Genomic DNA, 434 nt, shown 5'->3' with positions numbered 1-434 from the left:
CCAGCAGGTAACCCATCGTTACCAGGCAGTGAAGTGGTCGACAGCCTACCACCGAACCCAGCGGGTGCAGTACTGAACATCGATGCAGTGACCGCGGATAACGTGGTGAATGCAACTGAAGGTGCAGGCAATGTGACCATCACTGGTACCTTGACCGGTATTCCTGCTGATGCAGCAACCACGGCAGTGACCTTACTGATCAATGGCGTGAGCTATACCGCAACGGTTGATCCTGTGACAGGCAACTGGACAGCAAGTGTAGCGGGCAGTGACCTATTGGCCGATGGTGATAAAACCATTGATGCGACAGCGACCTTCACCGATACCGCAGGCAACAGCAGCAACATCACTGATACGCAAGTGTATACAGTAGATACCACCCCACCAAACAACGGCACCACCACGGTGACCATCAACCCAATTGCGGGCGATGG

At 54.4% G+C, this 434-nt stretch carries 1 protein-coding gene; it reads left to right on the top strand.

What is annotated here, in order from left to right; all coding sequences use genetic code 11:
• A partial coding sequence (locus tag MMO42_RS18105) for an Ig-like domain-containing protein (RefSeq protein ID WP_241321579.1) occupies nucleotides 1-434 on the top strand: 434 nt, incomplete at both ends.

Source organism: Acinetobacter sp. ANC 3882 (assembly GCF_022549545.1).
In the GTDB taxonomy this organism is placed as follows: domain Bacteria; phylum Pseudomonadota; class Gammaproteobacteria; order Pseudomonadales; family Moraxellaceae; genus Acinetobacter.
This window is presented reverse-complemented; position numbering and strand designations above follow the sequence as displayed.